Source organism: Pleurocapsa sp. FMAR1 (assembly GCF_963665995.1).
Taxonomy (GTDB): domain Bacteria; phylum Cyanobacteriota; class Cyanobacteriia; order Cyanobacteriales; family Xenococcaceae; genus Waterburya.
Genome location: NZ_OY762512.1, coordinates 1097088 through 1120117 on the forward strand (window position 1 = coordinate 1097088; position 23030 = coordinate 1120117).

The window sequence follows — 23030 nt, forward strand, 5'->3', positions numbered from 1 at the left end:
GAATGAGATTGTATATCTCATAGCCTACTCAGAAAATAAGCTTTATAACTAGCGGATGATTACGAATAACGATCATTATTGAAATAATTAGGTGTAGTTTAAAAAACCTTTAGCGTTTTTTTCTGGTGAGATTACTCCAGATCGGCAACTTTTCAATGATGACTAAAGTATTTCTGCCAAACGATTCTAGTCTTGATTCTCAAAAGACGTGTTGTTACAAAAACAATACGGACGGGATCGCCATTGCCCGTATTCGCGGACTAATTGAACAACATTGTGAGCGAGTTATTTTCCCTGGCGAAATGTTTTTATTTGAAGCAAACGATGATTGCGAACTAGAAATTTCTCAGCAAACAAGTGTCGGAGTAATTACAGACGTTACTTCTCGTTTGGGAATTTAGAAGTTATAGGTATTGTCTTTTGTCACCATTTTCATACCCATAACGAACCAGACAAACAAATATACTAAGTAAATTGAGTTAATCATGGCAACTACCTCTAATAACAGCATAGCTAACTATTTAAAAGAAATTGGTCGTACTCCTCTATTAAGTTCAGAGGAGGAAGTCACGCTTGCTAACCAAATTCAAGCAATGCTGCCTTTAAATGAGAAAGAAGACCTGACCCCAGAAGAAACAAGAATTGTGCAACAGGGTCAGTTAGCTAAAAAGAAAATGACTCAGGCAAATTTACGTTTGGTAGTTTCAGTAGCTAAAAAATATCAAAATCGTGGTTTATCTATATTGGATTTGATCCAAGAAGGTAGTATTGGTCTAATGAGAGCCGCCGAGAAGTTCGATCCTAGTAAAGGTTATAAATTTTCTACCTATAGCTACTGGTGGATTAGGCAAGCAATGACCAGAGCGATCGCTAATTCTGCTCGTACTATTCGCTTACCAATTCATATTACTCAAGATTTAAATAAAGTAAAAAAAATCACTCGCCAACTTTCACAAACTCTAGGACGCAAACCCACCGATAGCGAAATAGCGACGAAGTTGGATATGGACGTTGATAAATTGAGAGCTTTAGCTCAAACTGCACGGATTACCAAACCGAAAAGCTTAAACGCCACCATTGATGAGAATAAAACTGAATTAGGACAAATTTTGGCAGACGATTCTGATTCTCCCGCAGATTTTGTATCCGAAAAAGAAATTATTGATAAGATTGAAAATTTGCTACATACCCTATCCCCTAAGCAGCGAGACGTAATTATCTTACGTTATGGTTTGAAAGACGGCAAAATTATGACTTACGAACAAATTGGCGAGGTGTGTGGTATTAGCAGAGAAAGAGTCAGACAGATTAAAAATAAAGCTATGAAACTGCTGCAAAAAAGAGCAATCAATTTATCAACTATGGCAGGGTAAATTTGAATTGCGATCGCCTTTACGCCCTACAAATATATCTTCAAAAAATAATCTCTAAATTGCAGCCAGCTTATTTTCCAGGTGAGATGCGATCGCTGTTTGTAATTCTTCTAGAGCATAAGGTTTGCAAACATAATCGTCAAAACCTGTTGCAAAGATCAGGTCTTTTTCTTGCTTACTAGATAATCCAGTAACCGCAATTAAAGGTATGCTGCGAGTTTTACGATCTGCCTTAAGCATCATTGCTATCTGTAATCCGCTTATGTCTGGTAAAACAATGTCTAGTAAAATTAAATCTGGCTGATGTTTTTTAGCCATGCTGATTGCTTCTAAAGCATTGGCTGCGAATATGGATCTCCAACCATAAATGTCAATTATATATTTGAGTAGTAGCTGGTTATCTAGGTCGTCTTCCACCGATAAAATTAGAGGAATTAGCTCAACTTCTGATTCTGTATCTAATAGCTTTTTCATAGTCCATTTTTGATTTCCCTTAATTAAGAAACGACCGACGCTTAACTACAATGAAACAATAAAATTATTAATTTCGCTAATTAATTAAATAATGGGTTGTAATTTATTAAATATGTTTTATTAAATTAAAGTAGAGATGATTTCTTCTTACAAAGTTTCCTCAACGCGCAAAACCCGCGCAACGGAACTTTGCGCTTCAACCAGCTTGGCGATCGTCTTTAAATTATCTTATAGAAATTTTCATTTTTATTATTAATTATTATTATGTATCTACTTTTTTTTGTCAAGATCATAATCACTATTATTTATGACTATTCGCAAAACTTTAAGCTCAATCATCAACTAACAGATGAAATTAAAACCACAGACAAAAAAAATGCAGGTGGGTATTAAATCCCACCTGCATTTACTATGAAGAGATTAGATAATACTTGATTTAAATGTTGTCTCTTCTGTCTCTGTTAATATCATTAATATCTCTGTTTCTGTTAATATCTTCGTCTCTGTCCATGCTTTTGTTGACAACGGCATCACCATCTGTTTGCACGTCTAGTTCTTCACGACGAATAGTTTCATTAGCAGATACAATATCTTTCTCTACTTCTTTACGAACGCTTACTTCTTCTCTAACAAATGCTTGCTTTTGAATATCAGCAGTCTCTTCGTATAGTTCTACACGAGCAACTTCGCCTCCACCAAAAGCAGCTTCTCCAGGTGCAACCACATTAGTATCAGTAGGTGTGGTACGCTCAATTACGATCCTTTCTTTTTCTACAGGGACAGATACACTTGCTGTCTCAGTCTCAACTCTTTTTCCTACGGTTACCGAACCTGCACGGAAACGATGTTTATTGGCTACCAAACGCTCTTCATAAAGTTTTAGGCTTTGGCGACCATCTACATCTGCTTCTTGGTGATCGTATAGACTTGGTTCGCGATCGTAAGTGTAGTTATCGGCAGTATAATCACTAGCGTTGTTGTAAGCACCTCTATCGTATTCTTGCGCTACTCCATCGCCAACTGTACTTGTGTCGTTGTATCCTACACCGCGATATACCCCTCTGACTCTTTCTTCGTAATCATGATCGACGGTCATATCATCGCTATATTCAGGCAAGCTTTCTGCTTGGTCTTTAGTTAAGCCTTTAGCATATACTCGGTGTTGACTATAATCAACATTTGCTTTACCTACTGGTAACAAAACCTTTTTACCAAAAATCCAAAATCCAGTATCAAGAACTAGGTAACGAAAACGACCAGTTTCATCAACAATGATGTCGTAGACTGAACCTACCTTGTCGTTGTTGAGATCATATACTGAAAAATCTTTAATATCTTCGCCGCCGAAAATATCCTCTTTATAATTAGGATATAAATCTGCAATTTTTGCTAATGCCATAATTGTTTTTTCTCAAACATAATTAGATAATTTCAACCCCATAATATTATTAATGGAAATTACTTACATCTAACCAATGAGATATCTATTTTTTCAATAGCTTATGTCTATAGATATAGTTTTTTGTACTCAAGAACTTTTGTATTAAAAACTGTTGGTAAAAAAAATGTCTAAAAAGTATGTTTTGGGCGATCAATTACGACCGCGTGAAATAGCGGTGAGAAAGGGATTCCCCCCGTTGCGAGACAAAGCGGTCTTGAGGGTTTCCCTCATAGAGCTATTGCCGAGGGCGAGGCTATTGAGTAAGAAAGGGGTACTAGATGCGGACAAGCGCGAAAAGCGAAGCGAGGCGGTCTTGGGGGTTTCCCCGCAGGGCTGGGTACAGCCCAGAGCGTCGCTGGACGCGACTCAACGCTTCGCGTTGTGCAGCCATCGCTTCAAGAAGCCGTTGCGGGGGTTTCCCCCGTTGAGGCTATTGAGTAAGAAGTCCTTTCTCGCATTTAGTCCTTTCTGTCGGTGAAACCGCCCACTAAACATTCTTGCTTTCGCTATCCAGTATTGTCTCTAACATAGGTGCGTACAAGTTTATCTTCTTATGTGTCATCTCTATCCCAAGATAGTTTTGGTGATTGAAAAAAACTCAAATACTGTTAATAGCTAACAATAATGTAAATAGGTAAAAATTATGGCAGATCCAAAAGAAAAAGAAACAGATAAAGAAACAGAAACTCCTGCTGCGGATGGTGGATTCCAAACTCCTGTAGATCCAGAACAGCGTTTAACAGGACAAGGCGTAAAGCAAGAAACTAAAAATGCAGCACCTGAAGCTCCTGGTGCTAGATCCGAAACTCCAGGTGCTCCTAACCAAGGTACAGAAGCTCGTTAATCAATAAGCTTGGTTAACGTCGATCTAGAAGATCGGTAATTTATTATAAAATACGATCATTTACCGATCTTTTTGCTGGCAAAAAAATATATAGTATGTGAAAAAAAAAAGCAAAAATCGCTATAAAGCTCTTAGAGGCGATAATTGGCGAGATGAAATAAAAGAAATTGTTAGCGGAGCATCTGGAGGCTTTCTTTTTGGGATTCCTCTTCTGTATACAATGGAAGTATGGTTTATTGGCTCATATGTTCAACCAGCAATATTACTAGGCATATTAGCAGTTACCCTGATCATTGTTTTCTTGTTTAACCGCATCGAAGGATTTCGTCCTCAAGAAACTGATACTTTATTAGGTGCGATCGCCGAAACGATAGAGACTTTAGCAATAGGTATTACCTGCGCTACTTTGATGCTAGTTATTTTACAGCGCATTGATTTACATACATCTTTGAGCCAAGCATTAGGCAAAATAGTATTTGAAGGCGTACCTTTTTCTTTGGGGGTTACTTTTTCGCGATCGCTTTTGGGCGGTGAATCTGAGGTTAATTTAGATGGACGTAAGCCAAATAAACCTCAGGTCAACGATGCTAATCAAATGGTTTGGCAAGATGCTATAGCCGACTTTAGTGCCACCTTAACTGGAGCCTTATTTATTGCTTTTAGTATTGCACCTACAGATGAAGTAACTGTATTGGCAGCTTCGTCTTCTCCTTTTTGGCTATTACTTATTGTGGCAGCTTCTTTACTAATTTCTTATGGTATTGTTTTCGCTTCCAATCTTACCAATTCTAAGCAACGTCGTCAGCAGCAAGGACTCTTTCAATCTCCCCAAAGTGAAACGGTTGTATCATACTTAATATCGTTGCTAACAGGAATGTTAATGCTGTGGTTTTTTCAAAAATTAGCTTTTAGCGATCCTTGGTTTATCTGGCTACGCTACAGCATTATTCTAGGTTTACCAGCAACAGTTGGCGGTGCAGCAGGACGATTGGCAGTCTGAAATAGTATTTTTTATAGAATTAAGCAATGCAGGAAAAATCGATAAGGCGATCGCGAAGAGGTTGGCAAGGTAAATCAATGGCTGAAAGAGTCAGCTTTGGTGTTTCTCTTTCAATCGTCGGTATTGTTGTCGCCTTAATCTGTTTTGCTTGGATTACGGGAGATAATAACCCGCCAATTCTGGCGATCGCTACCGAGTCTAAAATCAGAGAAATTAATCAACAGTACTACGTACCTTTTACGGTCAGCAATTCTGGAGGAGAAACAGCAGAGTCGGTAGAAGTTACGGCTAGTTTGTTGTTGGATAATAAAATAGCCGAGACTGGTAGACAAGAAATCGATTTTTTATCTCGCCAAGAAAAAAGATCTGGTGAATTTATTTTTACTCGCGATCCACAGCAAGGAGAATTAATAATTCGGGTAGCTAGCTATAAATCACCTTGATGTTCACTGACTTCTCTTCTTAGCTGGTTTTGATTCGACGATAACGAGCCTGTAAAAAAAGATAGACTGCATAGGCAATTAAACCTGCTGCAACTAAAGCCAGAAAAACCTTACCAAAAGGCTGTCGAGCAAAGGTAAGTAAAATGCCGTCTAGTCCTCGTACTTTTTGAGAATCATACTGATAAGCAGCCTGTAAGATAAAAAAGCCTAAAGCGACAAACACTACTCCTCTAGCAGCAATACCAAAACGACTAATATTTACTAACCATTTTTGCTGCTGAAAATTCAATTCACTAAGGTTTAGTTTTTTGCGAAACTTAATTTTGTATGCTTGGTAAAGTCGCCAAAAACCAATGCCGATGGTTATTGCGCCTGCTATGCCAACTAACCATCTTCCTAACGGTTGCTGCATTACTATCGATGTCCAGTCTTGTTTAGATTTGCCACCGCCACCATTGCCAGAGCCAATAGCTAACGAGGCTGCATTAGCTGCAACACCTGCATAAGCAATCCCGCTCAAAATGTAGCCGAGTCGAGTAAATATGCCTTTCAGATCGGAGCCTTTATTTCGAGGGTCTTTGATAGCCTGGATAAACCGCCAGATAACATATCCTACTAAACCAATGGCAATCAACCCTAATAAAATTTGACCAAAAGGCTGTTGGGCGATCGCCTGTAAAGCCCCAGTAGTACCAGTGGTATCACCTCCACCAATATCAAAAGCTGCCATCAACGCTAGAATACCGATTGCTCCATAGACAAATCCTTTCGCTGCATAACCAAAGCGTGCAAATGTTTCCATAACTTTATTAAATATAGGTGTTTTATCAATTACAAACATGGAAAGTAATACACCAGATCCACATTATGATTTTCAATCAGAACGCAAGTATGACGAATTCGCTACTAAGTTCCAATTCGGTTCTAATCCCAGCGCAGAGATCTGGAATGGTAGATTAGCCATGCTCTGATTTTTGGGAGCATTAGTAGTGGAATTATCTACTGGTCAGGGTTTTTTATTAATAATTAATAAAAACATGAAAAAAGGACGAGTTTTCTCATCCTCAATATATTTGCTAAGACTCAAAGGCAATAGCTAATAGTCTTTGAGCCGAATGGTATAATAAGTAATTAGCGGTTATAGGTAGTAGGGCGATCGCTCAATCCTAAATCATCGCGACGCTCAACTACAGTGGTTTTCTTGCCACCAGCTAAACCAAATAAACCAATCAGACCAAGTAAACCTAACCAGCCCCAGTTAGATTTTTCTTCAATGGCGTTTCCAGCATTTTCTAAACCTTGTCCTGCTGCTTGACCAGTATTTTTGACACCTTTGCCCAAAGCACCGCCTGCATCTTTAAGATTTTCGCCAGCATTATCGACGTTTTGTCCAGCTTGGTTTAGGTTCTGGTTAGCAGTTCCATTTTCTTGAGCTAATGCTACTCCAGTAGGCAAAGCGAGACTAAGACTTATAATAGTAGCAGTGGCTAATTTTGTTAAATTCATAAAAACTCCTAGTTAATATTTATTGAAAATTTATCGGTAATATGACTCTTGAAGAATTAAATCAGTTTGATTCTGTACTTTAATATACCAAAAAATATTCAATGATTTGGTATGCTTACACTAACTTTATACGTGCTACGCAAAAACTACATCTTTCTGGGGATATATATTTTTAGTGAACATTACACTGTCGTCTTTCAAGATGAGTTTGAGAATAAAAAAGCTGTACTTTCTATAGAAAGTACAGCAGATGTAATTAAGAATTTATACTCAAAGTTTACTATCCCTTAAGCTCAATCTAAGTCGAAAGGTTCAAATCTATTACCATTTGCGATCGCCATCTTCATCAACTCTAGCTTGGCGAATTACATCGGAAATATCTTCAGCATCTCTAACGTGATGTAGTGCTTCTTCTTCTCCTTCTTCGTTTTCCACAGGAAAATAAGTAGGGACTTTAACATGACCAGCAACATCCCAAGTATCTACAGCAACCTGATCCTTTTTTTCTTCTATAGATTTAGATTCATCAACCACATCTCCTTTATTGGCGGTACGACGACCCTCTTCGCTATTACTTTGACGATATACTTTTTCGTGTTCTTGATTACTCATAGTTTTTTAAAATTAAATTCTTACCAATATTAAAAACCATTTAGAGACAAATACGCTCTAGCTATTGATAGATTTTTGCTCAAGCTACATCAAAGATAAAAGGTTGTTTTGGTATTCGGTTTTATCTTGACCTTTATTACCAACGGCTTGATCGACTTTGATTTTTTCCCTGATAGCCTCAATGCGATGTTTGCTACTAGGATGGGTGCGTAAAAATTCAGGTGTACCACCTCCACCATTCAACTTATCCAAAAACTCAGCGAAAGCTTCTGCTGGATAACTAGCCTGTTGCAATCTTGTTAAACCGTAGCTGTCTGCTTCGTATTCAAATGAACGACTCTGGGGTAAGTCTATCGCCACCTGATAAGCAATTTGAGCTAGAGCTTTGCTATCTACTCCTGCTGCGGTAGCGATACCTTTAGCAGCAACTGCCTGTTTTAAGCCTTTAATGCCGTGTCTTTGATTAACGTGAGCAATTTCGTGAGACATTACCGATGCTAGCTGCGCTCTATCTTCGGCTGTTTTCAGTAAGCCAGTAGTAACATATACGTATCCTCCAGGTATGGCAAAAGCGTTTACCTCATCACTAGACACTACTTGAAAATTAAAGGGAATATTTCTACTTTGACTGCTGCTTACTAACTCTTGACCTAAATTGCCAACATACTGTTGAACTTGAGAATTGTTGTATAACTGGTATTGGCTTAACACCTGAGCGTTAGTCTGTTTGCCAATTTCGATTTCTTGCTCATCTGAAATATTGGCTACCTGAATATATTCAACCGCACCCTTAAAAATATTGAGAAAATCGATCGCGACAGTGATTGGTTGCTTTTCAAGATTTGGTTGCTTTTCAAGATTACGGTCAGGATAAGCCCAAAGAGGCGATCCTGCCAAATTAATTATAAATAAAGCGCAGAAAACTGATAAGACTGTATATACCCAAAGCGATCGCTTGGTTGAGCTTCGCTTACGCCATACCTTAAGATGTTTGAATAAGGATTTATCAGACATATAGTTTAGTTATTCAATAATATTTTGTTTCATTAATCCTCTTATAATATTATCCTTAACCATCAGCAGTTGAGAAGCACCTAATAACAAAGTGCGAGCATCTTCAGAATTCATAGTTTTAACTGACTCTTGAAAAATCCGCATCTTAAATTTTTGTTCGATACTTAACTCTAGATTGAGTTGAAAGTTCGGTATGTTTGCATCCACGATCAAAAGTCTCCAGGAAGAATAACAGTCTATTTAGTTGGCTAAAAAAATATCTCGAAAATTTCGATTGCTCTACCTATATGCAGTTAAAGTTAGCTCTCCAAAATTTATGTTTCTTCTGTCAAAAGATGTAATATTTTAAGTTTCTTTACAACATCTTTGATTTGAAGCTGATATTGTGCAATTAAAATATAAATCGAATGAAGGTCTGTCTTTGGATAGACCTTTAACCTGCTAAAAATAACGTCTATATAATAATAAATGATTGTTAATTATTTATTATTCATGTATATCTATAGCTTTTCTCCGTATATGAGTAAATATATATGTCTTAAGTCAGATGTGATTGGATTCTGCTAATTGCTATTAATGTTAGGTAATAAAAAATTATTGAGGAAAACTTATGTTATTTAATAAGTTGAACAACTGGTTAAAAACTTCTATTCGTTTGGTATTGACAGCTGTAGTTTGTGGAATGCTGTTTATTTCTAGCGCTTATCCTGCTAATGCAGCAACTAGCAAGACTACCGATGGAGAAGCTAAGTTAAATGAAATCCAAAAAGAAACTGAGGATGTAGCTCGTTCTGGTCCTAGAGGAATTAACGAAATAACTGAAAAAGCGCAGCAGGGAACAAATGCCGTCCAGGGTGCAGCAGATGCTGATAAAATGAACAATCCTGGTAATCCTGATGCAGAGACAGTAAAAGAAAAGGCAGCTAACTTCTTAGATAACTTGACTAACTAATATTTTTTAGCTGTTAGCTTTTAGCTTCTAGCTTTTAAAAACTGCAAGCAAAGATCGATCATTTTTTAATTCACATTAAAACGTGTATTAGACTAATAAATTATTTCCTGACTTTCCTAAACTCTATCAAAGGTTCAGTCAGGAATTTTTAGTATTTACATTAGTATTTATATTAGACACATTACGATCATTACCATGTCAAAACCAACTCCACCTGAAAACTTTATTAGCGAAGCAGTTAACAATCTAGGCGATTTAACTGCAACCATTACTACCGAAGCTCAAAAACTATTAGAGCAAACTACCCACTCTACAGGCGAGACTTTAGAGTGGATTGCCTCTAATCCTATTTTAAAGTCAGCAGATAAGATCATCGGTTTAGGTTGGTTAAAGACTTTTTTAGGCAAGGTTGACACTACTAAAATACAGGCTACCGTAGATAAAATGCGATCGCAATATCCTAATGATACTCCTAATGAAATTGCTCATCGCTTAATTGTGGAAAAAACTTGGGAAGGCGGACGTTTAGGACTACTTACCAATATCATTCCGCCTATTGCAGCATTATTTTTGGGGATAGAATTAATCGCCACCACTAAGCTGCAAACCGAAATGGTGTATGAAATTGCAGCAGCCTACGGCTTAGATTTAGAAGATTCTGCAAGACGAGGAGAAGCTTTAGCTATCTTTGGCTTATCATTAGGTGCAGACGTAATGAAAACAGGTTTGACCGTTGTGGAAATCATTCCAGGTATTGGTGCGGCAGTAGGTGCGTCTACTAATGCAGCTATGCTTTATGTATTGGGTCAAACAGCCTGTCGTTTTTATCAAGGAAAGATCGATCGTACAGAGGTTGCATCTATGCAGCAAAAAACCGATGCTGATTGGCGAATTGCTTTAGAACAGTCTAAAATTATGGACTGCATTTTGGCGCAGATGATCGCAGTTAGTTATCCAAACCAAAATTGGTCAGAAACTCTAAAGGTAATTGAAGACATTTCTTCTTCTTCGGTGAAAAACATTGCTGAAAGTCTAGAACATCCTCAAGATTTGTCTAAGTTACTGGATCAACTGTTACCAGAATTTGCACCTTTAACCTTAGAAAGATGCTACAGAATTGCTAAGTCTAATGGCGAAGTCACTTTAAAAGAACAGGAAATACTAAGCCAAATTGCCATCAAATTTGATTTAGATATGTCTGGACTAAGTGAAAATTAATCTATTGCTAAAAGCTAATCTGTGTAATGCTATAAAACGAACAGCCACAAAAATAAGGACGTGAGGTAAAACAAAACGTCCTTATAATATTGCTTTGAAAGATTAGCAGGTTATTTGGGTTAGCGATGTAACCATTTAGCTGCCACTGCACCTAAAGCTGCACCAACTAAGGGATTGCTTAGGAATTTTAACAGTGCGGGTTGATCTGCCATTACTTCTTGAAAGATATCAGGATGAGAATGATAGCTAAAACTTGCCAGTTTGCTAACATCGTCAGCATTCATGCGACTGGCGTGATGGGTAGACAAACCAAGCTGTTTTTCTAGATCTTTTTCCTTTAGACCTCTTTTCTCTAGATGCTTAATAAACTCTTTGGCTACATCATCTCGTTCATTGGGCTTAATCTGAGCGATCGCTTTTTGCAACTCAGGTTCCATCTGTTGTGGAGAAACGTTATCATGATGAAAAGCTTTTTGAAACAAACCGTGTCTTTCTTCTTTGGTGCTACGTTGAGCAAAATCATCAAAGTTGTCGTAATTTTCGCTCACAGAAGTGCCATCGAGAGATTCGACGTTACCACCTGCTAGGTCGTTCATTATTTGCTTTTTATACTTGTCACTGCTGGACATATTCTTGCTCCTAAAATTAGTAATACGGTTAAACTGCATCGAGATAATTACAATTATCCTTGGTACTCAATGTTGTTAGACTGCACATCATATTTAGCAGTCAAAATTCTTTCTTTATCTGGCGCATACATCAAAATAGTCAAATCTTGATCGGGAAAATTCTGATGGAAACCCATTGCCAACGCTTTAGCTAATGTTTTTACTTCTTCGGGCTTAACTTTGTCCGAAATAACTACACCGAGCTTATTATTGTCACGTACAAAAGAATCTTTGACTAATCCTTGACTAGTGCTAACTACCCAATCACCAAATTTTTGTCCTGCAACACTGTCTCCTCTTTCTAATTGAGTATAGGCATTAGATCTACTGTCTAAAGTTGGATTAGGAAGAGTGGCAGTACTACTTGAAGAACAGGCGGTAGCCGTAACTGTGATCATCAATGCTAGTAAAGTAGCCGTTAAAATACGGCGAATTTTGTTCAACTTCATTTTTGTAAATGAAACTCCAAATGTTATTTAACAAGGCGATATTTAAACAAAAGAGAGAAGGAAAATTTTGTTTCCTTCTCAATTTTTAATGGATTAAACTACTATCGAATTGATTATTTGATTAGTCAACTGCATCTTTGACTGCATCTTTGCCATCTTCAACAGCGTTTTGAGCAGATGCTTCACCTTGTTTGGCTTTACCTTCTGCTTCAGTGCCTTCGTCTCCAGTAACTTTACCCATTGCTTCTTTGGCTTTACCTTCTACATTCTTAGCTGCAGCTTTAGCTTTATCTTCAAGACTCATAATATTATCTCCTTTGAGATTTCTGTATTTATTGTTACTACTTAGAATAATTTGAATTTTTTAATAATCAATCTACCAAAAGGAGTAGTTTTGTTTTTTCAAATATAAATGTGACTAAATGTAATTTATAGATTTACTAAGATTTTTTAAAAGATAATTAAAATTTACTTATTATCTTTAATATATAAATAATATTTTGATACTATAACTCTGGTGTATGACTTGAGGAGATGCAGTTTTTAAACTAAATATTCCTATCTAAAGAAAGATGATGCTCGGGTAAAAATTTGGTAACCTAATTCCAAATCAAAGGCACAATTTTTGGAAAATTATTCAAGAATTTACTCTACCTATTTACTTCTCATTTGTTAATAGGTTTTTTCAAGAAGATTAATTATTAAAGGGAAGAAGTCGTGTTTTTTACAAAAGTATTGCTCCAGGCACCTGTCATAGTGCAACCAGAGCCGAGTTTAGAAGCAGTTCAAGATGCCTCCTATGTATTCAATGGTCCCCAGTTTTTTGCAGCTTTGATTGCAGGAATAGTTTTGGCTTTTGCTTTCCAGCTACTATTTACCAATTTGGGAGTTGCTGCTGGTATTTCTATGGCTGGGGGCAGTTCTAGTAGATCTTCTACACCTGATACACAAAATCTACAGGATTTAGAAGGGAGGACTGTATATGACCTAGCAGACGATAGTTCTCACAGTTCTAGTGGCTTGGGCAGCACAATTAAAAAAATTGGTCTTGCTGTCGGTTTGGGTACGCTAATCAGCGTTAGTCTGTCTCTATTTATTGCTAGCTTTCTAGCCGTTAAGCTAGGCTTATTTGTAGCTCCTCTTTCAGGGGCAATTGTTGGCTTGGTTATTTGGGCAGCCTTTTTTGCTCTGATGGTAACCTTTAGTTCTAGGGCAATTGGTTCACTGTTAGGATCGGTTGTTAGTACTGCCACATCTGGAATGCAGTCAATTTTGGGTACTGCCACCGCTGCCATAGGTGCAGGTGCAGCTAGTAAACAGGTAATAAATACAGCAGAAGCTGCTGCGGCTGCGGTGAGAAAAGAGTTAGGAATGGCAATCGACCCTGTTTCGATGAGGGAAAACGTCGAGGACTTTTTGCATTCTCTCAAACCAGCAGGGCTAGATATTGACAAGATTGCCCAAGATTTTGAACGGCTATTAGATGACGAAAATCTGCATACTATTTTAGATAGCGACAGTATTCGCAGCGTTGATCGCAACACCTTCGTCCAGTTGATTAGCGATCGCAGTGACATCTCGAAAAAAGACGCAGATCGTATTGCTGGCAAGCTAGAGTCGGTTTGGCGTAAAACCCATAGTAAGGTTGCTCCCTCTGGCAATCCTCTTAATGATTTCACGAGCTATCTCAAGTCGGCAACTAGAGAGCAGCTTACAGGTACAGATTTTGGAGATAAGATAGATTCTTTGATTGGCGAAATAGGCAAAAATCGTCGCGCTCAATCTTCTAGTCCTCTAACCCAAGCAGCCAGCATGAGCGTGAATAGCTTAATGGGTATGGTGATGGGACGTAGCGATCTTACAAATATAGACGTTGATAAAATTACCGAGCAGTTACAAAATTTGGGAGGACACTTAGGCGAACAAACCAATAAGGCTGCATCTCAGTTGGGACTTGCCAGTACTCCTGAAACTACAGTTAAAAAGGACATCAAAAACTATTTGCTCAATGCCTATCCTTGGCAGCTAAAGCAAGCTAACCTAGATCGAGAATTTCGCGATTTGATTTACGATCCTGCTGCCGATCCTTTAGCAGTAGCTTCAGATTTAAGACAAATTAGTCGTCCTGATTTTGTTGAAATCCTTAAGCAGAAAGGATTATTGTCTCAAGCTCAAATTCGCAGCACGGCAAACTTACTGGATGCAATTCGTTTAGAAGTAATTGCTACGGCTGAGGCAGCCCATGCACGACAAAGAAGTATTGAACTGATGGTGGAAGTAGAACAATATTTAACTACCACCCCCAAAGAAAATCTCACTCCTGAGAAAATTCAAATGGAGTTTAAGCTAATACTCGAAGACTTTGACGCTAGCTATGAAGAGTTGAGTACTCGTTTAGCTGTGTTAGATCGTCCTACTTTAGAAAGAATGCTTGAGTTACGGACTGATACAGAGGCAATTGAGGCATCAGCCATTGCAGGGGAGTTAGAAATAGCGCGCGATCGCGTTTTGGCAGATTCTCAGAAAAACCTTGGTCAAGCAAAAACCGTTGCCGATAGACAGTGGCTACAGGTTCAGTCTTATTTAAGGGACACTGGAAGAGGCGAATTAAATCCAGATGGCATCAAGCGAGATTTACAGCTAATGCTTAATAATCCACAAGCAGGAAGTTCGGCATTAAGATCCAGATTATCCAGCTTTGATCGCGATACTCTAACTCAGCTACTGGCTCAACGTCAGGATTTAAGCGAAGAGCAAATAGAAGATGTACTCGATAGCGTTGAAGGTACATGGATGCGAATTGCTAATGCACCAGGGCAACTAGTAGGAAAAGCTCAAGAGCAATACGATCAGGCTACTTCAGTGGTTGCTGATTATCTGCGCCAAACTGGCAAGCCAGAACTTAACCCTAAAGGTATTGAACGGGATCTGACTTTATTATTCAACAATCCCAAACTCGGATCTAGAGCTATTCGTCAACGTATAGCAGCTATGGATCGCGATACTTTGGTACAGCTATTGGCACAGCGTCGAGACTTAAGCGAAGCTGATGTCAATCGCGTGATCGATGATATTCAATCTACTCTACGCAGTATTGCCAAAGCACCTCGTCGTGCAGCTATTCGTACTCAGGAGAAGGTTCAAGATTTCCAAAGTGCGATCGCAGATTATTTACGCTCTACCGATAAAGCGGAATTGAGTCCTACGGGTATTAAGCGCGATGTAGAACTATTGCTTAACGATCCTCGTGCGGGTGCAGAAAGTCTTAAAGACAGATTGTCACACTTTGACCGCTCGACTTTAGTTGCATTATTGACTCAAAGAGAAGATATCTCTGAAGAAGATGTCAACCAAGTAGTCGATCAGGTGTTAGCAGTCAGAGATAATGCCATGGCACAGCTACAGAAGATACAAGATCAAATCAAGTCTGTACTTGACAGTATTCTGGCAAAAATCAAAGCTTACCTTGACGGTTTAGATCGTCCTGAACTAGCTTATGAAGGTATTAGACGAGATATAAACGTGATGTTTGACGATCCTCAAGCTGGCTTTACTGCCCTCAAAGATCGCTTTTCTAGCGTCGATCGAGATACTTTAGTTGCCGTTATGAGTTCTCGCGATGATATCTCTCAAGCCGATGCCAATCGCCTTGTTAGCCAGATAGAACGAACCCGCGATCGCGCCTTACAGCGTGCAGAACGTATCCAAACCGACGCAGCAATGCGTATAGAGTCAGCCAAAAAACAGGCTGCAAAACAGGTAGAAGATACTCGTAAAGCTGCTGCAATTGCTTCGTGGTGGTTATTCTTTACCGCTTTAATATCAGCGATTGCTGCTGCTGTTGCAGGTGCATTAGCTGTGTTGCCTGTTGCTGGTTAATTGATTAACAATAATTTAGTTTTAAGGGCGTGGTTGTAAAGCTGCGTCTTTTTCTATATTGCGATCGCATTTCAGCTATGTTAAGGAATAATTAAACCTTGACGATCGCCTGTTTCTCTCGATAGATAGAAGCAGTTTAATTTGAATTAGCTTAAAGTACAGATATAATTGCTTATTATTTTAAACTTTAAACTTAGGATGTCCATCCCATGGTTTTCCCTTCTAATAAATTACCTTCTATCGTTCCCCCATCAGTCAAATCAGTTTATATCGATGGAGAAAAGTATCCTTTGTCTGAACAGGTAGTAAAAAACATCGAAGCAATTATTGGCTTTCAGGCAAAACAAAAACAAAAGTTGCCCTGGCGCGATCGCATCATTGACAAGATAGCTGCTTTTTTTGGCAAGTCGGATTTTTTATATCTGCAATTATTATTTTTTGCCAGTTGGGCAATATGTTCCCGTCTAGCACCACAAATATTACCCTTTGGTTTGCCTCTGTTTGATGTCCAAGAAATGGGAATTGATGTTTCTGCCTTACTAATAACTACTGGGGTATTAATACAGCAAACTCGCCAAGATAAACTGGCTGAACAGCGATCGCATTTAATTTTACAGATCAATTTATTAACAGAACAGAAGATTGCCAAATTAATTAAACTAATGGAAGAATTACGAGAAGACCTTCCTGATATACGCAATCGCAGTGATTTTGAGGCACAAATTATGCAGCAAGCAACCGATCCCCAGGCTGTTTTAGATATTTTGCGAGAAAATTTAGATTCGAGTGAATCATAATTGTTTTAATTTGGTACTATGCTTATTTTGTATATATCTTGAGAATGATTCTGATAATGATTATTTAGCTAATGATGGAGTTAACTTTAATAAATGCTAAATTTTATTAAGCACTTTCACTTTATATTTACTACTATATGACAGTTATTCTGACCTATAATCCTCGATATCTTACTCGCATCAGATATTTTCTACGTAAAGTAAATCGTAAATTTCATCTCAAACGACTTTGGGAACAGGATAATGGCAATTGGCTTTGGTTGAGAGAAAAGGCGACCCCTATTGCTAGCTTAAACCGAAGTATCTGGCGATTATCAGTTCCCTCATTTAGCTTTCACTTTATGCTGGGTTTATCGGCAATTATTGCTACTTTGGGGCTGCTGGCTAATAGTGCTGCGGTGATTATTGGGGCGATGATTGTTGCACCTTTGATGGGTCCAATTGTCGGCATGGCTTATTCTACGGCAATGGGCAATCGTAGACTGCTGCGTCGCTCTAGTTTTACGCTACTCAAAGGAATCTTGCTAACAATTGGTGTTTCTTGGCTTGCTACTTCAATCATTGGTCTAGATACCGTAGATTCAGAAATCATGTCTCGCGTCAAGCCGACTTTAATTGACTTTGGTATTGCCATGGCAGCAGGGGCAGCAGGAGCTTTTGCCAATACTCGTCGGAGTATTTCTACTGCTATGCCTGGGGTAGCGATCGCCGTGGCTTTAGTTCCACCTCTTAGCGTAGTCGGTATTGGTATGGCACAGGGAGAAGCTGATATTGCCTTTGGTGCGCTGCTGTTATTTTTAACCAACCTAATTTGCATTATCTTTTTTGGCAGCTTAGTATTTTTATTTCAGTCCTATGGCAATCTTGGGCGAGCGAAAAAAGGACTAGCAATGTCTACGGCAGTAATGTTTTTGTTGGGTATTCCCCTAACTCTTTCGATGCGTGAGTTGATTGTAACCAAGAATGTTCGCCAACAAATTGAATACTTTATTTTCAATGAGACAGAAACTTTTGCTAATGCCGATATCAACTCAATTGTAGTTACGCCGAAAAAAGGCTATTTGAGAGTAGATTTAGATATAGCAGCACCACTTAATTCAATTTCTAAAGAGCAAATCGAGCGGGCAAAATCTGCTCTCGCTCAAAAAATTGGTCAAGAAATTTATCTTGATGTGGAAATGGTTCCTCTAAAACGTATAACAATCCCCAACTGATTAGGGAGATAGGGAAATCAAAAAATACTAATAATTCAACTCTTTGTGTAATTTGGCTTTATTCAAATAATTATTGTAAGTTGCGATCGCCACAAAAGATTTTGCCAAAAACGCAATCTATCTTAAGGATGATTTAGATTCTCAACTGGTAGCGTAATATTACTTAACAATCAACAAGAAACTAAACGATACTAATAAAATTTTTGTAACCTAATTGTTGCAAAAAAAATTCAATTAACTAATATATAACTATTTATCTGCCCTTGGAGGGAGTTTCAATATGTCCGAGTTTAACGGTGTGATGATGCAGTATTTCCACTGGTACAACGAGCCTGATGGTAGCCTGTGGAATCAGTTGACAGAAAATGCTGCACATTTAGCAAAAGTTGGTATTACCTCTGTTTGGCTACCTCCCGCATATAAAGGTACTGGAGGTGGCTATGATGTGGGTTACGGCGTTTACGACATATTTGACCTAGGGGAGTTCGACCAAAAAGGCTCAGTTAGAACTAAATACGGTACGAAAGAAGAATACATCAAGGCAATTAAAGCAGCCAAAGAAGCTGGCATACGCACCTATGCAGACGTAGTGTTAAATCATATGCTTGGTGCTGACAAGGAAGAAGAGACAGAAGCAACGCCAATGGATCCTGATAATCGTCATGAAGCTATAGGCGATTTACAGAAGGTAAAAACCTGGACACATTTTACCTTTCCTGGGCGTAAGGGCAAATACTCTAGCTTAGAGTGGCACTGGTGGCATTTTGACGCGGTTGATTATAATGCTTATGACGGCGATGCTAATGCTATTTATTTATTTAGAGATAAGCAATTTGACGAGCAGGTAGATTTGGAAAAAGGTACGTTTGCCTATCTTATGGGTTGCGACCTGGATATGGAACAAGAAGAAGTTCGAGGCGAACTTATGTATTGGGGTGAATGGTATATTGACACCACTGATGTCGATGGTTTTCGCTTCGATGCCGTTAAACATATCAAGGCTGGATTTTTTCCTGATTGGTTAAATCACGTCAGAAAATACTCAGGCAAACCTTTATTTGCTGTCGGGGAATACTGGTCAGATAATATTGAAGCCTTGCAACACTTTATTGATACTACAGGTGGAGACGTGGCTTTGTTTGATGCACCTTTGCACTATAACTTTACTGAAGCTGGTAAAGCAGGCAACAATTTCGATATGCGTCAAATATTTGATGGCACATTAGTTGAATATCAGCCTACTTTGGCAGTAACTTTAGTCGAAAATCATGATTCTCAACCTTTGCAGTCTTTAGAATCTGTAGTGGAATCTTGGTTTAAACCCTTGGCTTATGCCTTAATTCTGTTAAGGAGAGATGGCTATCCCTGTGTTTTTTATGCTGACTACTATGGCGCACATTACAAAGACACTGGCAGAGATGGACAAGAGTATGAAATCTTTATGGAATCCCATCAATGGCTGATTGATAAATTTCTTCAGACACGCCAAGAGTATGCTTACGGTGAGCAGTACGATTACTTCGATCATGCCAACTGTATTGGCTGGACAAGACTGGGTGATGAAGAACATCCAGGAGGAATAGCAGTGGTTTTGAGCAATGGTGGAGACGGTACTAAATGGATGGAAGTTGGTGAACCTAATCACACCTACGTTGACCTAACCGAACACATAGAAGAACCAGTTACTACCAATGAAGAAGGCTGGGCTGATTTTCATTGTCTAGCGGGTTCGGTTTCTGTTTGGATTCCCAAATCATCCGATTTACTAGATTCTTAGATCTCTAAAATTGCGATCGCCCATCTTCTTTACTAAAGTATTCAAGAAGTGGGCATTTTGCTTTGTTTGATTACAGCGAATTTCAGTTGAGTAGAATTTATAATCTATAATTTATAACCTATAACCCATTGGTAACTGCTGTAAACAAAGCAAAGATAATTTAAGGTTTGTGATTAATTATCTACACCATCAATCGATGGAGTCTTAATTTCATTTAAATTAAGTTTTTCGGCGACGCTTTCTGAGTTAGTTTTGGCTTCGGCTTCAGCTTCAGCCTGTTGTGATAATTCTGCCTGTAATCGATTGCGGTTTGCTTTTGCTGATTCATACTCAGTACCGCTTAGAGGTTTCTCTTCTGGTATGCCTACCGTATCCCTTTCTAAAACTTCGGCAAAAGCGGTATTTTGGCGCTCAACTGCGCTCGCTGAACCAAGAAATAAAACAAGCGAAATTAAGCATACAGCCAAAAGACGGCGAAAATCAACTTTCGATAAGATAAACATTTTTTGTTTAAGGCGATTTAATTATATTTCAAGTATCTATTAACTCAGTATCTTGTGCTAATTAGTATCCTTCGCAAGATTGACTTTTACAAAATTATACTTTCAAATCACCAACACCTAATTTGGATATCTAGCCATCGATTGATTTAATCGTTTTTAAGATTAAGTTAGGTTGAGGCTGCTTTAACAAAACGATAATAATGGACACTTATATTCTCAGCCTATTAGTAATAGGATTGCTGTTATTGGCAGTAACCCTTGGTTCTGGCTGGATCAAAAGACTACCTCTTTCTTATGCCTTAATTTATTTAGTAGTCGGTATTTCACTTGGTTCTTATGGGTTTGGATTAATCAAAGTTAAACCAGATACGCAATTTTTAGAAAGATTAACCGAATTTGTTGTTATTGTCTCTGTATTTGGCTGTGGACTTAAAATTAATCGTCCCCTTAAATTTTGGGCATGGCAATCGACGATTAGATTAATTGGGTTATTAATGCCGATCTCTATTTTAGCCCTAACGCTGGCTGCTCATTATATTTTAGGCATGAATTGGGGGGCTGCGGTACTGTTGGGGGCAATACTAGCACCTACCGACCCTGTATTAGCTTCAGAGGTACAGCTTGCCCACGTAGAAGATAAGGACGAGTTGCGCTTTGCCTTGACTTCTGAAGGAGGTTTAAATGATTCTTTGGCGTTTCCCTTTGTTTATTTTGGCATTTATGGGTTCAAAGATTCTAACTGGGACAACTGGTTTAAAAGCTGGGTAGCAGTTGATTTACTTTGGGCGATCGCAGCAGGGATTATTATGGGTATAGTGGTGGCAAAAGCATTAGTCTGGATCGATCGCACTCTTCAAAAACGTCGCCAAGCAGATGAACTATTAGAAGACTTTGTGGCTATAAGTATTATTTTGTTAACCTACTCTTTGACTGAATTAGTCAATGGCTATGGCTTTTTAGCGGTATTTGTGGCAGGTTTAGTGGTGCAGCGCAGTTACTTTGTCGAACAGGAAAAACGCATGGCGCAGCTAGAATTTACCGAACAAATAGAAAAGTTATTAGAAGTAACGGCAATCGTCGTTTTAGGCACAATTTTATTGGTTGAACCGATGCTTAAATATGCAGGAGAATCTTTATTAATTGCAGGGTTGCTATTTCTAATCATTCGTCCTTTTGGAGTCTGGCTAAGTACGTTGGGAGGAGGTTTACCAAAAACAACTCGTAGTCTCATGGGTTGGTTTGGCATCAAAGGGTTAGGTTCACTTTATTATCTGACCTATGCTTTGGGCGAGGGAGTTACAGGAGAAGTAGCCGAAGAAATTGCTTGGATTACCTACACTGTGATCGTCTTGTCTGTTATCGCCCACGGTATTAGTGCTTATCCTTTGATGGCTTGGTATGAAAATCTCAAAAATAAAGATCAAAAACCGAATAAAGCTTCCAATCATTTAGTTTAAAAGGAATAAAATTAACTTTAGTCATTTTGAAAATCAGGATGACTAAATTACTCTATCCCTCTTACGATAGAGCTAATTTTGGACAAAATTATTTAGGGTAGAAAAAATCTGTATGTTTTATTTAATAATATGACTCGTTCAGCTTGTTTGATTTTCAATCCTGTTGCTGGACAAGGCAACTCAGAGCAGGACTTAGCCACGATTAAACGCATTTTAGAGCCAGAATTTGAGCTTGATATACAATTTACCACTAAAGAAATAAGCGGTGGCGAATTAGCTCGTAAAGCAGTAGCAAACAATGCAGAGATAATAATTGCCTCTGGGGGAGACGGGACGGTTTCAATGGTAGCTGAAGCTTTGATCAATACAGATATTCCTTTAGGTGCGATCGCTAGAGGTACGGCAAATGCTTTTGCTAATGCCTTGGAGATACCCGACACCATCGAAGCAGCCTGTAAAGTAATTGTCGATGGTGCTACCAAAAAAGTAGATGCAGCAATATGCAATGACAAACCAATGATTTTGCTGGCGGGAATTGGTTTTGAAGCTGAAACCGTAGAAGATGCCGATCGCGAGGCAAAAAATCGTTTGGGAATGTTAGCTTATGTACTATCAGGCTTAAAGCAGCTAAGAGAATTTGAAAAGTTTAAGGCTACCATTGAAACTGATGACAAAGTAATTAAGGTAGCTGTTAATGCTATCACTATTGCTAATGCTGCTCCCCCAAGCTCTGTATTGGCTCAGGGTACAGCAGGAGTAGTTTATGATGATGGGCTATTAGATGTCACTATTATTGCTGCTGAGACAAGAGCAGGAGCGATCGCGATCTCCTATCATCTTTTGCAAAGTGCCAGTAATGGTGAAGCTGCCGAAAGAGATGATGTTGGCTATCTACGAACTAAATGGATAAAGGTTACTACAGATCCACCTCAAAAAGTTGTTTTAGATGGGGAAATTGTTGGTTCAACTCCTATCGAGATTAAATGTATACCAGAAGGCTTAACGGTATTTACTCCCGTAGAAGAAGTTATTCAAGCTGAAGAGAGATTGGAACATCTAGCAGGAATACAAATAGAAAATAAGGAAGCTACATCTGAATCTGAGACTATTGTAGAAACAGACAACAGTAAAATTATTAGCGATTAAAAACAGGCTTATTCTATAATTTGTGTTAACTAGCTTGCCCAAATATAAAAAGCTTCGGACTAAATAATTTTGGTGGGCATAAGTAGCGATTTTATTAAGAACATAATTGTTTTTCCTGCCCACCCTACAGCTGATAGTTGTTTATTGTTCATGGAAAAAATTGGGTTTTCTACAAATATTTGTTCTGGTATAACACGCTACTAATAAAGGCAATAAATCACACTTCCAGTCAATAAATATTTTTCTTAAGATGGTATCAAAGC

The 23030-nt window shown here is 38.4% G+C and carries 24 protein-coding genes; 13 read left to right on the forward strand and 11 right to left on the reverse strand.

What is annotated here, in order from left to right:
• Positions 1–155 precede the first annotated feature (155 nt).
• On the forward strand, positions 156–401 hold the full coding sequence (locus SLP02_RS05365) for a DUF1830 domain-containing protein (protein WP_319419619.1): 246 nt from the start codon (positions 156–158) through the stop codon (positions 399–401).
• Positions 402–485: 84 nt separating this feature from the next.
• Positions 486–1373, forward strand: coding sequence for a sigma-70 family RNA polymerase sigma factor (locus SLP02_RS05370; RefSeq protein WP_319419620.1), 888 nt, complete (start codon positions 486–488; stop codon positions 1371–1373).
• 54 nt (positions 1374–1427) lie between these two features.
• Here the strand turns inward: SLP02_RS05370 and SLP02_RS05375 are convergent, their stop codons facing one another.
• Positions 1428–1847, reverse strand: coding sequence for a response regulator (locus SLP02_RS05375; RefSeq protein ID WP_319419621.1), 420 nt, complete (start codon positions 1845–1847; stop codon positions 1428–1430).
• Positions 1848–2283: 436 nt separating this feature from the next.
• On the reverse strand, positions 2284–3246 hold the full coding sequence (locus SLP02_RS05380; RefSeq protein WP_319419622.1) for a DUF2382 domain-containing protein: 963 nt from the start codon (positions 3244–3246) through the stop codon (positions 2284–2286).
• Between the two features lie 685 nt (positions 3247–3931).
• Between SLP02_RS05380 and SLP02_RS05385 the strand changes: the two genes are divergently transcribed.
• From SLP02_RS05385 to SLP02_RS05395, 3 genes are all read left to right on the forward strand, one after another.
• Positions 3932–4132, forward strand: a complete 201-nt coding sequence (locus tag SLP02_RS05385) for a hypothetical protein (RefSeq protein ID WP_319419623.1) — start codon at positions 3932–3934, stop codon at positions 4130–4132.
• Between the two features lie 97 nt (positions 4133–4229).
• Positions 4230–5132 (forward strand): TIGR02587 family membrane protein, encoded by a 903-nt coding sequence (locus SLP02_RS05390; protein WP_319419624.1) that lies wholly within the window; start codon positions 4230–4232, stop codon positions 5130–5132.
• 26 nt (positions 5133–5158) lie between these two features.
• Entirely contained in the window at positions 5159–5575 is a 417-nt protein-coding gene (locus tag SLP02_RS05395; RefSeq protein WP_319419625.1) for a TIGR02588 family protein, read from the forward strand.
• A 19-nt stretch (positions 5576–5594) separates the two neighbouring features.
• Here SLP02_RS05395 and SLP02_RS05400 read toward each other — a convergent pair whose 3' ends face one another.
• The 5 genes from SLP02_RS05400 to SLP02_RS05420 form a co-directional block, all read right to left on the reverse strand.
• Complete coding sequence (locus SLP02_RS05400) at positions 5595–6377, reverse strand: DUF1206 domain-containing protein (RefSeq protein ID WP_319419626.1); 783 nt, start codon at positions 6375–6377, stop codon at positions 5595–5597.
• A 329-nt stretch (positions 6378–6706) separates the two neighbouring features.
• On the reverse strand, positions 6707–7081 hold the full coding sequence (locus SLP02_RS05405) for a hypothetical protein (protein WP_319419627.1): 375 nt from the start codon (positions 7079–7081) through the stop codon (positions 6707–6709).
• Between the two features lie 321 nt (positions 7082–7402).
• The gene (locus tag SLP02_RS05410) at positions 7403–7693 is read right to left on the reverse strand and encodes a hypothetical protein (protein ID WP_319419628.1); all 291 of its coding nucleotides are present in this window, start codon (positions 7691–7693) and stop codon (positions 7403–7405) included.
• Positions 7694–7777: 84 nt separating this feature from the next.
• Positions 7778–8707 (reverse strand): M48 family metallopeptidase, encoded by a 930-nt coding sequence (locus SLP02_RS05415; protein WP_319419629.1) that lies wholly within the window; start codon positions 8705–8707, stop codon positions 7778–7780.
• Between the two features lie 9 nt (positions 8708–8716).
• Positions 8717–8914, reverse strand: coding sequence for an NblA/ycf18 family protein (locus SLP02_RS05420; protein WP_319419630.1), 198 nt, complete (start codon positions 8912–8914; stop codon positions 8717–8719).
• A 403-nt stretch (positions 8915–9317) separates the two neighbouring features.
• On the opposite strand from SLP02_RS05420, the gene SLP02_RS05425 reads away from it, so the two are divergent.
• Positions 9318–9659 (forward strand): hypothetical protein, encoded by a 342-nt coding sequence (locus SLP02_RS05425; protein WP_319419631.1) that lies wholly within the window; start codon positions 9318–9320, stop codon positions 9657–9659.
• Positions 9660–9854: 195 nt separating this feature from the next.
• Positions 9855–10877, forward strand: a complete 1023-nt coding sequence (locus tag SLP02_RS05430) for a hypothetical protein (protein WP_319419632.1) — start codon at positions 9855–9857, stop codon at positions 10875–10877.
• Positions 10878–10996: 119 nt separating this feature from the next.
• Here SLP02_RS05430 and SLP02_RS05435 read toward each other — a convergent pair whose 3' ends face one another.
• From SLP02_RS05435 to SLP02_RS05445, 3 genes are all read right to left on the reverse strand, one after another.
• A complete protein-coding gene (locus tag SLP02_RS05435) occupies positions 10997–11506 on the reverse strand; it encodes a hypothetical protein (RefSeq protein WP_319419633.1) in 510 nt (169 codons plus the stop codon).
• Positions 11507–11559: 53 nt separating this feature from the next.
• Entirely contained in the window at positions 11560–11994 is a 435-nt protein-coding gene (locus SLP02_RS05440) for a hypothetical protein (RefSeq protein ID WP_319419634.1), read from the reverse strand.
• Between the two features lie 121 nt (positions 11995–12115).
• Positions 12116–12298: a CsbD family protein gene (locus tag SLP02_RS05445; protein WP_319419635.1), complete on the reverse strand. Its 183-nt coding sequence runs from the start codon at positions 12296–12298 to the stop codon at positions 12116–12118.
• Positions 12299–12711: 413 nt separating this feature from the next.
• Here SLP02_RS05445 and SLP02_RS05450 point away from each other — a divergent pair, with 413 nt between their 5' ends.
• From SLP02_RS05450 to SLP02_RS05465, 4 genes are all read left to right on the forward strand, one after another.
• The gene (locus tag SLP02_RS05450) at positions 12712–15873 is read left to right on the forward strand and encodes a YrzE family protein (RefSeq protein ID WP_319419636.1); all 3162 of its coding nucleotides are present in this window, start codon (positions 12712–12714) and stop codon (positions 15871–15873) included.
• Positions 15874–16082: 209 nt separating this feature from the next.
• The gene (locus SLP02_RS05455) at positions 16083–16670 is read left to right on the forward strand and encodes a DUF1003 domain-containing protein (RefSeq protein ID WP_319419637.1); all 588 of its coding nucleotides are present in this window, start codon (positions 16083–16085) and stop codon (positions 16668–16670) included.
• A 137-nt stretch (positions 16671–16807) separates the two neighbouring features.
• On the forward strand, positions 16808–17884 hold the full coding sequence (locus SLP02_RS05460) for a TIGR00341 family protein (protein ID WP_319419638.1): 1077 nt from the start codon (positions 16808–16810) through the stop codon (positions 17882–17884).
• A 280-nt stretch (positions 17885–18164) separates the two neighbouring features.
• The gene (locus SLP02_RS05465) at positions 18165–19661 is read left to right on the forward strand and encodes an alpha-amylase (protein WP_319419639.1); all 1497 of its coding nucleotides are present in this window, start codon (positions 18165–18167) and stop codon (positions 19659–19661) included.
• A 173-nt stretch (positions 19662–19834) separates the two neighbouring features.
• Here the strand turns inward: SLP02_RS05465 and SLP02_RS05470 are convergent, their stop codons facing one another.
• The gene (locus tag SLP02_RS05470) at positions 19835–20164 is read right to left on the reverse strand and encodes a hypothetical protein (protein WP_319419640.1); all 330 of its coding nucleotides are present in this window, start codon (positions 20162–20164) and stop codon (positions 19835–19837) included.
• A 200-nt stretch (positions 20165–20364) separates the two neighbouring features.
• Here SLP02_RS05470 and SLP02_RS05475 point away from each other — a divergent pair, with 200 nt between their 5' ends.
• A complete protein-coding gene (locus SLP02_RS05475; RefSeq protein ID WP_319419641.1) occupies positions 20365–21621 on the forward strand; it encodes a cation:proton antiporter in 1257 nt (418 codons plus the stop codon).
• Positions 21622–21750: 129 nt separating this feature from the next.
• Positions 21751–22767: a YegS/Rv2252/BmrU family lipid kinase gene (locus tag SLP02_RS05480; RefSeq protein ID WP_319419642.1), complete on the forward strand. Its 1017-nt coding sequence runs from the start codon at positions 21751–21753 to the stop codon at positions 22765–22767.
• Positions 22768–23030: the final 263 nt, after the last annotated feature.